Consider the following 10557-nt stretch of genomic DNA (forward strand, 5'->3'; position numbering starts at 1 on the left):
CAGTTACAAAACTGCAACTGCTTTTCTATTCTTGCATGGTGTAACCAACACCACGAACGGTTTTAATGTAGCTTTTTTGACCTTTTACATCAAGCTTGCTACGTAGATAACGGATATAGACATCCACGATATTTGTTTCGGTCGCACTTTCATACTTCCAGACACTTTCCAACAACTGCTCACGAGTCAGAACTTTCTTGCTTCCCATAAGAGTAGCCAAGAGATCATACTCACGACGAGTCAAAGCAATCATCTCCTCGCCACGATAAACGGTATGATGTTCTACATCCATACGCAGATTGCGGTAAGACGTTGGAACCTTCATCTGACTACAGTGTTGGTCGATGAAGTCCCTACCTCGGAAAATCGCTGAAATACGAGCCACCAAATTGTCAATAATAACCGGCTTATAGATGTAAGAAACGGCAAAGAGTTGGATTGTCTCAATCTGATCTTGCAATTCTTCGCGATGGTCCAAGACCATAATCACTGAGGCTGGCTTAGTCCGACTCAGCTTATCTGCAAAATCCTGGGCTGTCATATCCCCCAGTTGAGCATTCAATAAAATCAAGTCATAGTCTGTCTGAAGAGCCATGGAGAGGGCTTTTTGCCCCTCCTCAACCTGATCAACTCGGTATTGCTCTTTTTGGAGTTCCAAACTTAAAAAATGAGCTAGATTTCTTTCTTTCTCAAGTAATAAAATCCGTTTCCCCATGGCAGACCTACTTATTTTTCGTCATACCAAGAGTAGTGGAATGTTCCTTCTTTGTCTTTACGTTGGTAAGTGTGGGCACCAAAGTAGTCACGTTGCGCTTGGATCAAGTTAGCTGGAAGGTCAGCTGAACGGTAGCTATCAAAGTAAGTAATAGCTGCTGAGAAAGTTGGCACTGGCACACCAGCTTGAACCGCAAGAGCTACGATATCACGCACTGCTTGTTGATACTTAGCAGTAACGTCCAAGAAGTATTCATCCAAAAGAAGGTTAGCAAGGTCTGCATCACGGTTGTAAGCATCTGTAATCTTTTGCAAGAAACGAGAACGGATGATACAGCCATCACGCCAGATAGATGCGATATCTGCAAATGGCAAATTCCAGTTGTTTTCTTTAGAAGCTACACGCAATTGAGCAAAACCTTGTGCGTATGAAATGATTTTTGAGAAGTAAAGGGCTTGACGGATTTTTTCAATCAACTCAGCCTTGTCTCCTTCAAATTTGAAGGCAGCTGGTTTTGGAAGAACCTTGCTAGCATGCACACGTTCTTCTTTGTAAGTTGAAATGTAACGTGCAAATACTGACTCAGTGATGAGTGACAATGGCACACCAAGGTCAAGTGATGATTGACTAGTCCATTTACCAGTTCCCTTGTTACCTGCAGCATCAAGGATGTAGTCTACGATTGGTCCATCTTGACCTTCATCGTCTCTACGGCTCAAGATATCAGCTGTGATTTCAATCAAGTAGCTGTCCAATTCACCCTTGTTCCACTCAGTAAAGATTTCAGCCATATCTTCTGCAGAAAGGCCTAGCAAGTGTTGCATCAAGTCATAGCTTTCTGCGATCAATTGCATATCACCGTACTCGATACCGTTGTGGACCATCTTCACGTAGTGACCAGCTCCATCAGGACCGATGTAAGTCACACATGGTTTGCCATCTTCTGGAGCTTTAGCTGAGATTTCTTCAAGAACATCTGCAACCAATTCGTAGGCCTCTTTTTGTCCACCAGGCATGATAGAAGGACCTTCAAGGGCACCTTTTTCACCACCAGAAACCCCAGTACCGATAAAGTTGATACCTGAGTTTGCCAATTCTTCATTACGACGGATTGTATCTTTGTAGAAAGTGTTTCCTCCGTCGATCAAGATATCACCCTTGTCAAGGTGCGGAAGAAGGGCTTGAATTGTAGCATCTGTACCAGGTCCAGCTTGAACCATGAGCATGATACGACGAGGTTTTTCGATTGAGTTTACAAAACTTTCAACGTCATAGCTTGGTACAAAGTTCTTTTCAGGATGGCAAGCAATTACATCTTCAGTTTTTTCTTTACTACGGTTGTAAATAGCAACTGTGTAACCACGAGATTCAATATTAAGGGCAAGGTTACGACCCATTACGGCCATACCAACAACACCAAAGTTAGCTTTTGTCATTTGACACTCCTCTTGTTTAATTTGTTTTATTTTATCATTTTTACTTTTGAAAAGAAAGAATTTTGTAACGACTGCTTAGTAGTCCAAGTCATCCGCATGTCCAGAACCATTTCCAACAAAGTATCCTGTCTTACAGTTAAGGGTAAAGAGATAGGTTCCATCTGGCTTATAGAGGTTGTAATAACCATTACCATTAACGATATTGACACGTTCAAGGATATATTGGTTACCAGTGATATAACCACGTGAGCGTGAAGTCGCTAGGATTTTTTCCAAGACACCATCCGCGAAATCCCAAGCAGAGTTATTGCTATCATCAACAGCTGATTGATTGAACGGCACACGACTCGAAGCTCTCTGGAGGTCAACTCCAGAACTTGATAAACCGCCATGGCTATCATCACGTGCAGAAACTGAATTATTTGATGAGACGCTTGAAGATGGACTTGTGTTGTCTGTAGCCCTCTCTGTTGATGAACTTGAACTTTCTTGACTTGAGCTTGAACTTGAACTTGAAGGAGCTGTTTGTTGACTCTTACCTAGACTGATAGCCTTATCTAGCACTTTATCAATCTCCGTATTTCCAGTTTTAATATCTGTAAATTTAGCATCTGATTTAGCTTTAGCGTTAGTATCCAAAACTCCATCTACAATAGCTGGCTTATCAAATTGAGCATTGACATCTTGAATGGCCTTGATTTGAGTTGCTAGACTATCATACTTAGATTTTGCAAGCGTATATTCACGACTACCTTCTAGCTTATCAAGCAAGGTTTTAAGTTGACTCAGTTTATCAAAATGGCTATTCTTCAAAGCCGTTTTGTTACTATCTGTATAGAAGGCATCATATAAATTATTGAATTCTTCCACATCTGACTGCGTGTTTGTAGTTGATTGAGAAGTCTGGATTTCCTTGGTCGAACGAGCCACTTGACGATAAACATAATAACCAGTTCCAAGGATAAGAACCACTAAGGCTGTTAGAATGCCATAAAGCACCCATTTCTTCTTACTATTCCCATCTTCACTATCTGTCACTCGAGAAAGTGTCGGAATATCTTCAGTCTCAAATTCTTCTACAAGAGGTGCTTCTGAAACTCGTGTTAATTCTAAATCATCAAACTGACTCAACTCATCTTCTGGAGCTGGAGAATCTACTCCTGTTCCCTCACGAAGCTCTTGAAGTAAATTATCTAGAGTCTGAGTCTCCTCTACCTCTTCTACCTCTTCTACCTCTTCTTTTTCAACTAAATCATCCTTGCTAAACTGACGCGTTTCAAACTTATCCGCCTCAATTTCATCTTTGTGTTGTTTCACATACTTGTCCAAGATAGAATCTCCAGGCAATACACCTGCTTCCACCTCTTCATTTTTTAGCATGGCTTCTCCAACCGTTAGCTCTTTGGCATCATCAAAATCAAATTGCGCTTCTTGATGTTCTGTTATATGACGATCATGTCTTTTCTTACTCATGAGTTTTCCTTCCTACTTTACTTCCTGACGTTTCACACGCTGACCGAAATATTGATACAAATCAACTTTTAAAGTTCCATTGTACAACTTGCGCTTCTTGTCCGCCTGACTGCCGTACTTGGTCTCAAAGGCTTCATCACTAGTTAGGATAAATTTGCTCCACGTTTTCAGCGGTGCAAATACTTGCCCCATCTCAGCATAGAGTTTGGTAACTCCTGCATCATCTGACAAGCGTTCCCCATAAGGTGGGTTAGAGATAATCACTCCATTGATTTTATCGGAACGCAAATCCTGCACGCGCATCTGCTTAAAGGTAATATCTCCTGCAACACCTGCTGCTTGAGCATTGGCCTTAGCAATTTCCACCATACGTGCATCGATATCACAGCCCATGATATCTAGCTCAAGCTCACGATCTACTTTTTTGGCTGCTTCTGTGCGAACTTCTTGAATCAAGCGATCGCTAATCCAGTTCCATTCCTCAAAGGCAAAGGAGCGACGAAGACCAGGCGCCATCTTTCTAGCAATCATAACTGCCTCGATACAGAAAGTCCCCGAACCACAGGTCGGATCAATCAAGGGCTTGTCTGGATACCAGTTAGAGAGTTGCAAAATGGCTGCTGCCATATTTTCCTTGATAGGAGCACCACCTTTTTCAGTACGATAGCCACGTTTAAAGAGGCTAGACCCGGTCGTATCAATCATGACAGTTGCTACGTCTTTCAGAATAGAAACTTCAATCTTAAACTCAGGACCAGTCTCCATCAAGGGAATACCTTCTGGACGGGCATAATGTTTTTGCAACTTCTTAACAACGGCCTTCTTTGAAATAGCCTGAACACTGGGTTCATTGTGTAGTTTAGACTTCACACATTTAGCTTTCGAAATCGGGAAACGAGCCCCAAGTGGTAAATAATTTTCCCAATCTAGAGCGAAAACTCCTTGAAAGAGCTCCTCAAAAGTCTTAGCTGGGAACGTTCCTACGATAATCTTGATACGGTCTGCTGCCCGAAGCCAGAGGTTGGTTTCGATGATGGCTCTCGCGTCTCCTTGAAAACGAACACGCCCATTTTCAACCTGACAATCGTAGCCCAACTCTCGCACTTCTCGTCCCACAACAGCTTCAAGACCAGCTGCCGCAGTCGCGATTAAATTAAATTCTTTTTTCATTTTCAGTCTTATAAGACCTTTCTATATGTCCACTTTAAAAAATGAGGTTGAGAAAATTTCTCAGCCCCAACCTATATGCAATTTTCTATAAGCCATGTTTTGTTCCAGAAGTGACTAGGACCACTTCCTTCGATAATCATCTGTCTACCACTAACAGCCTAGAGCTGATAGCAGTCAGAGTACTACGTTCGTTTCCGCGTACTCCATGCCCCGACCGAAATTTGGGTTGCTAGCTTGAGGGGTTTACCGCGTTCCACTCTCTCCGTTTCCAGAAAGACTCCGTCACTGTGGCACTTTCAAGTCTACTCTGGCCTATCCGAGGACTTAGCCATTTCAACTGCCGTAACGATTTCTCGTCCCTAGGCTTATGGTTTCGCCTAGCACAAACACTACAGGCATCTCAGCCTGTGCTAGCATGGACTTTCCTCATGAAAAGAAATTCTCCTCACGCGATTATCCAAAAATTGCACTTTTCAAATAAGCTCTTATAAATCAGAGTTATCCAAAATTTGTTTACCAAATACTTCTTTCTCAAGACGATTTAGTCGTTTCAAAATATCAAAATTCGTCATAGAAGTTGTAGCCGTCATTTCAAGTGGTTCTGCTTGAACCGGTGCAGATTCAGGTTTGCGAGACAATTCTTCCTTCAACTCTGCAATTTCTTGACGGAGAGACTTGACTAAGGCAGCATAAGTTTCATAGTCCTTGATGACATCGTCCAAAAATTCATCAACTTCAACCTTACTATATCCACGGACTTCACGTCCAAACTCTTGCTCAAAAATATCTTTTGCTGAAAAAATAATACTTGCCATCTCTCTCTCCATTCTCGGTTTCTAATAGTATTATTATATAAAAAAAGGCAAACAAAAATCAAGGTCAAAGCCTTACTTTTCAGAAAAATTTTCTGCTAGCTCATTTAAGTCTTCAAACGTTAACCTTTTTATGCGATAACCTTCCTGATTTTTCATCAAAGTGTCCATAAATTTTAATTTGGTCTCATTTTCTGGGTCATAGAAAAAATAAGCTAAGTCAGTATTTTCCAGCAAAAATCGTTGGTAGTCTCGTAGTTGACCCATATGTTCATATTTAGGATAGGCATATTTGACAAAATCGACCTGCTTAAATTGGCTCAGTTTAAGCTGATTCGCTTCATTCCAATTTTCCCCGTGTGTTTCAAAATCAAAAATGGTCGCTAGGTTGAAATCATATTCTTCTTTCATTTCATTTGCGACATCAAGCACCCAAGATTCAAATCCCAAGTTCCCTGTAAAGACCAGCCATTTAATCCCTTCTTCTGCTAAACTTTCTAAATCACGGCGAATAGCTTTCTTTATAATTTTTAACCTGATATCTTTTTCATTAAACAAACCCAAGTCAAAATTAGAATATCCCATAATTAAAGCTGTAGTCATTTTTACACCTTTCTTTCTATTTTTATGGTATAATAGAGTGATGTTATTGTACCAATAAGGAGAAATATGGTCAACTATCCTCATAAAATTTCATCAAAAAAAAGCCAAACATCCATTTCTCAACCAAAAAATTTCGCAAATCGAGGAATGACTTTTGAAAAGATGATTAACGCTACAAACGACTACTATCTGACGCATGGCATGGCAGTTATCCATAAAAAACCAACGCCTGTTCAGATTGTTCGAGTAGACTATCCTCAACGTAGTAGAGCCAAAATTGTAGAAGCCTACTTTAGACAAGCTTCCACAACAGATTACTCTGGCGTATATAGAGGACATTACATTGACTTTGAAGCCAAGGAAACACGACAAAAGAATGCTATTCCAATGAAGAACTTCCATCTTCACCAGATTCAACATATGGAACAAGTTCTAGAACAGCAGGGTATTTGCTTCGTACTGCTTCATTTTTCTTCTCAACAGGAAACTTATTTGTTGCCGGCATTTGATTTGATTCGCTTTTATCATCAAGATAAGGGGCAAAAATCAATGCCACTTGGATATATTCAAGAATACGGATATTTAGTAAAGCAAGGGGCTTTCCCTCAAATTCCCTATCTCGACATTATCAAAGAACATTTACTAGGTGGTAAAACAAGATGAACAAACAAACTATTCTGCGATTCTTAAAGTATATCGGAATTACGTTCCTTACATTATTTATCGCATTATTTCTATTGGGTGGAGGTATCTTCCTCTACTTTGTTAGCAAGGCTCCAGCCTTATCTGAAAGTAAATTAGTTGCGACAACCTCTAGCAAGATTTATGACAACAAAAACGAACTGATTGCTGACCTTGGATCTGAACGTCGCGTAAATGCTCAAGCAAATGAAATTCCTACTGACTTAGTCAAGGCCATCGTGTCTATCGAAGACCACCGTTTCTTTGATCATAGAGGTGTGGATACCATTCGTATCATGGGTGCGGCATTGAGAAACCTCCAAGGCGGAGGAGGCCTCCAGGGAGCCTCAACCTTGACTCAACAATTGATCAAATTAACTTATTTTTCTACTTCAACTGCCGATCAAACTTTGTCACGTAAAGCTCAAGAAGCTTGGCTAGCCGTTCAACTAGAGCAAAAAGCAACCAAGCAAGAAATCCTGACCTACTACATCAACAAAGTCTACATGTCTAACGGTAACTATGGAATGCAAACTGCAGCCCAAAATTACTATGGAAAAGACTTGAAGGATTTAAGCTTACCACAGTTAGCACTCCTAGCCGGAATGCCTCAAGCACCAAATCAATATGATCCTTATTCTCATCCAGAAGCTGCTCTAGAGCGTCGAAACTTGGTACTTTCAGAAATGAAGGGGCAGAAATACATCAGCGCAGAAGAGTATGAAAAAGCTATTAATACCCCTGTTACCGATGGTCTACAAAGCCTGAAATCCGGTAACAGTTATCCTGCATACATGGACAACTACCTTAAAGAAGTAATCGACCAAGTTGAACAAGAAACTGGTTACAACCTTCTTACTACAGGTATGGATGTCTATACAAATGTGGACAAAGATATCCAACAACGACTCTGGGATGTTTATAACACCGACCAATATGTCACTTATCCTGATGATGACATGCAAGTAGCTTCGACTATTGTAGATGTATCTAATGGTAACGTTATTGCACAACTTGGTGCTCGTCATCAAGCAAGTAATGTTTCATTCGGCACCAACCAGGCTGTGGAAACCAATCGTGACTGGGGATCAACAATGAAACCCATCACTGATTATGCTCCTGCTTTGGAATTCGATATCTATGACTCAACTGCTACCATTGTACGCGATATCCCGTATAATTATCCTGGAACAAATACCCCTGTCTACAACTGGGATAGAGGATACTTCGGTAATATCACCCTGCAATATGCACTACAGCAATCTCGCAATGTTCCTGCTGTAGAAACACTCAACAAAGTTGGATTAAACCGTGCAAAAACCTTCTTAAATGGTTTAGGAATTGACTATCCAGATATGCATTATTCTAACGCCATATCAAGTAACACAACTGAATCTAATAAGCAATACGGCGCAAGTAGCGAAAAAATGGCTGTTGCTTATGCTGCATTTGCCAATGGTGGTATCTATCACAAACCGATGTACATTAATAAAGTTGTCTTTAGTGATGGTAGCGAAAAAGAATTTTCTGACCCTGGTACCCGAGCTATGAAAGAGACCACTGCTTACATGATGACAGAAATGATGAAAACAGTCTTGACCTCTGGAACTGGTTTTAACGCCTATATTTCATGGCTTCCTCAGGCTGGTAAGACAGGTACCTCTAACTATTCAGATGAAGAAATCGAAAATCATATTAAATCAAGTCAACTTGTTGCACCGGATGAAATGTTTGTCGGCTATACTCGTAAATATTCGATGGCCGTATGGACAGGTTACTCAAATCGTCTTACTCCAGTCATCGGCAGTGGGTTCACAGTTGCTTCTTCAGTCTATCGTTCAATGATGACTTACCTATCAGAAGATGACCACCCAGGAGATTGGACTATGCCTGAGGGCTTATATAGGAGTGGAGAATATGTCTTTAAGAATGGAGCTCGTCCTACATGGACTGCTCCTGCTACTCAACAAAGTTCTACACCTGCTCCTGCGAACCAGACTCCAGAGACTTCAACCTCTCAGTCAAGTGTAACGACACCAAACACAAATCCAAATTCAAATACAGTTACTCCCAATGCTGGAACCAATGAGAATACGGCGACACAACAACCAAGTACCAATCAAGGGCAGCCTAACCAAAATCCTCAACCAGCGCAACAATAAATTACTAACCACCCAAAAATTGGGTGGTTTTTCAATCTGTTCTTTGCTCAATCAATAATTAGATAATAAAAACCTGAGAAGGTCAATTGTACTTCTCAGGTTTTTTTGTTCTATACACTCTACTGGTTTAGAATACTGTTAAGAGAGAGTTTAATTGTCATACACAACTAATCTTTTTTACTTTTTGCTACAAAGATAGCAGATAAGGCTAGTCCAACGCTTGCCAAGAAAATAGCTGTTTCTGACTGTTTTTCACCAGTCTCTGGCAATCTCTTGTCTTCCTTAGCAACTTGAACTGGTGCTTCTGGAGTCTGAGATTTTTCTAACGAACTTAGCTTAAATTCTGGTTTTTCTACTGTCGGAGCTGGTTGGTCACCTACGGTTGATAATGGACCTGTGTAGGCTGGTAGCTCATGTTTCAAGGCCATAACTGAGTTGACTCCACCCTTGAACTCTGGTTTCTCTACCGTCGGTGCAGTTTGATCGCCCACGCTTGACAATGGACCTGTGTACTCTGGTAGTTCGTGTTTCAAGGCCATAACTGAGTTGACTCCACCCTTGAACTCTGGTTTCTCTACTGTTGGAGCGGCTTGGTCACCTACGGTTGACAATGGGCCTGTATAAGCTGGTAGCTCATGTACCAAAGCTTCAACTGCATTCACACCACCCTGAAACTCTGGTTTCTCTACTGTCGGTGCAGCTTGGTCACCTACGGTTGATAATGGACCTGTGTAGGCTGGTAGCTCATGTACCAAAGCTTCAACTGCATTTACACCACCTGTAAATTCAGGTACCTCAAGCACTGGTGCTGGTTCTTCACCCTTGCTTGATTGAACAGGTTCTTCTGTCAATTCTTGATAGAAGCTCGCCAATTCATAAAACTCAGCCTTGCCACCTTCCCAGACCAGTTTAACATCTAGAAGAGAACCACCATTTCGGATAGCAAAGGTTTGGAGACTAGATGTAATGGCACCAAGATCTGTCCAACTTTCTTGTCCATCCTTAAGTGTTCTCGCTTGAACTCGTGCTTTCGCTCCTTCAGGAAGGCTTGAAACAAGGCGTAGATGGTTGGCATTGGTTGGTTCTGATAAGTGGTAAATCATTTCTCCCTTATCTTGTTCTGCTTTGTAGCTAGTCAAAACTTTTCCATCTACGAGATTAGTATAGAAGTTACCTCGGCTTTCGCCACCGTTTCCTTCTACAGTTGGATCATTGATTGGTTTGACAAATTCGCCATCATTGATCACCAATTCTGTAAATCCTACAAAACGAGCATCATAGTCAGCTGTATAGAGGACACGAAGATAGTTGGCTTTGACTGGTGTCGTCAATTCACCCTCGATGTAACGATTTCCTGGCATCTTAGAATCATGTGTCCAACCATCTGTCAATGAATCATCGTGTGTACTATTGACTACACCATCTCCCACTGTCACAACATCCGTCCAAGTTTTACCGTCTTGGCTGACTTGGATTTTACCATCACGAAGATAGTTTTGAGTTCC

Annotated in this window: 9 protein-coding genes and 1 other RNA gene; 2 read left to right on the forward strand and 8 right to left on the reverse strand. The window is 41.2% G+C overall.

The features are described from left to right. Positions 1-25: 25 nt before the first annotated feature. The 7 genes from N5909_RS05180 to N5909_RS05210 all read right to left on the reverse strand — a co-directional run bounded on the left by N5909_RS05180 (position 26) and on the right by N5909_RS05210 (position 6209). A complete protein-coding gene (locus tag N5909_RS05180) occupies positions 26-715 on the reverse strand; it encodes a response regulator transcription factor (RefSeq protein WP_033682289.1) in 690 nt (229 codons plus the stop codon). Between the two features lie 11 nt (positions 716-726). Then, positions 727-2151 carry an NADP-dependent phosphogluconate dehydrogenase gene (gndA, locus tag N5909_RS05185; protein ID WP_033682291.1) on the reverse strand — a complete coding sequence of 475 codons (1425 nt, stop codon included), beginning with the start codon at positions 2149-2151 and terminating at the stop codon, positions 727-729. 75 nt (positions 2152-2226) lie between these two features. Next, complete coding sequence (mapZ, locus tag N5909_RS05190; RefSeq protein ID WP_271630912.1) at positions 2227-3624, reverse strand: cell division site-positioning protein MapZ; 1398 nt, start codon at positions 3622-3624, stop codon at positions 2227-2229. A 12-nt stretch (positions 3625-3636) separates the two neighbouring features. Then, positions 3637-4794, reverse strand: a complete 1158-nt coding sequence (locus N5909_RS05195; RefSeq protein ID WP_271630913.1) for a THUMP domain-containing class I SAM-dependent RNA methyltransferase — start codon at positions 4792-4794, stop codon at positions 3637-3639. Between the two features lie 83 nt (positions 4795-4877). Beyond that, an RNA gene (gene rnpB / locus N5909_RS05200) (RNase P RNA component class B) lies at positions 4878-5259 on the reverse strand. Positions 5260-5279: 20 nt separating this feature from the next. Further along, positions 5280-5609 (reverse strand): cell division regulator GpsB, encoded by a 330-nt coding sequence (gene gpsB / locus N5909_RS05205; protein WP_000146534.1) that lies wholly within the window; start codon positions 5607-5609, stop codon positions 5280-5282. A 72-nt stretch (positions 5610-5681) separates the two neighbouring features. Further along, entirely contained in the window at positions 5682-6209 is a 528-nt protein-coding gene (locus tag N5909_RS05210; RefSeq protein WP_049509742.1) for a DUF1273 domain-containing protein, read from the reverse strand. 66 nt (positions 6210-6275) lie between these two features. Here N5909_RS05210 and recU point away from each other — a divergent pair, with 66 nt between their 5' ends. Both recU and pbp1a read left to right on the forward strand, forming a co-directional pair. Then, positions 6276-6872, forward strand: coding sequence for a Holliday junction resolvase RecU (recU, locus tag N5909_RS05215; RefSeq protein ID WP_049509745.1), 597 nt, complete (start codon positions 6276-6278; stop codon positions 6870-6872). Next, positions 6869-9052 (forward strand): penicillin-binding protein PBP1A, encoded by a 2184-nt coding sequence (pbp1a, locus tag N5909_RS05220; RefSeq protein ID WP_271630914.1) that lies wholly within the window; start codon positions 6869-6871, stop codon positions 9050-9052. Before recU ends, pbp1a begins: the two co-directional genes overlap by 4 nt. Positions 9053-9219: 167 nt before the next feature. Here the strand turns inward: pbp1a and N5909_RS05225 are convergent. Continuing rightward, positions 9220-10557: SIALI-17 repeat-containing surface protein (locus N5909_RS05225; protein ID WP_271630915.1), on the reverse strand; the 1338-nt coding region annotated here is incomplete at its 5' end.

Source organism: Streptococcus gwangjuensis (assembly GCF_028156745.1).
GTDB classification, from domain to species: Bacteria; Bacillota; Bacilli; order Lactobacillales; family Streptococcaceae; genus Streptococcus; species Streptococcus gwangjuense_A.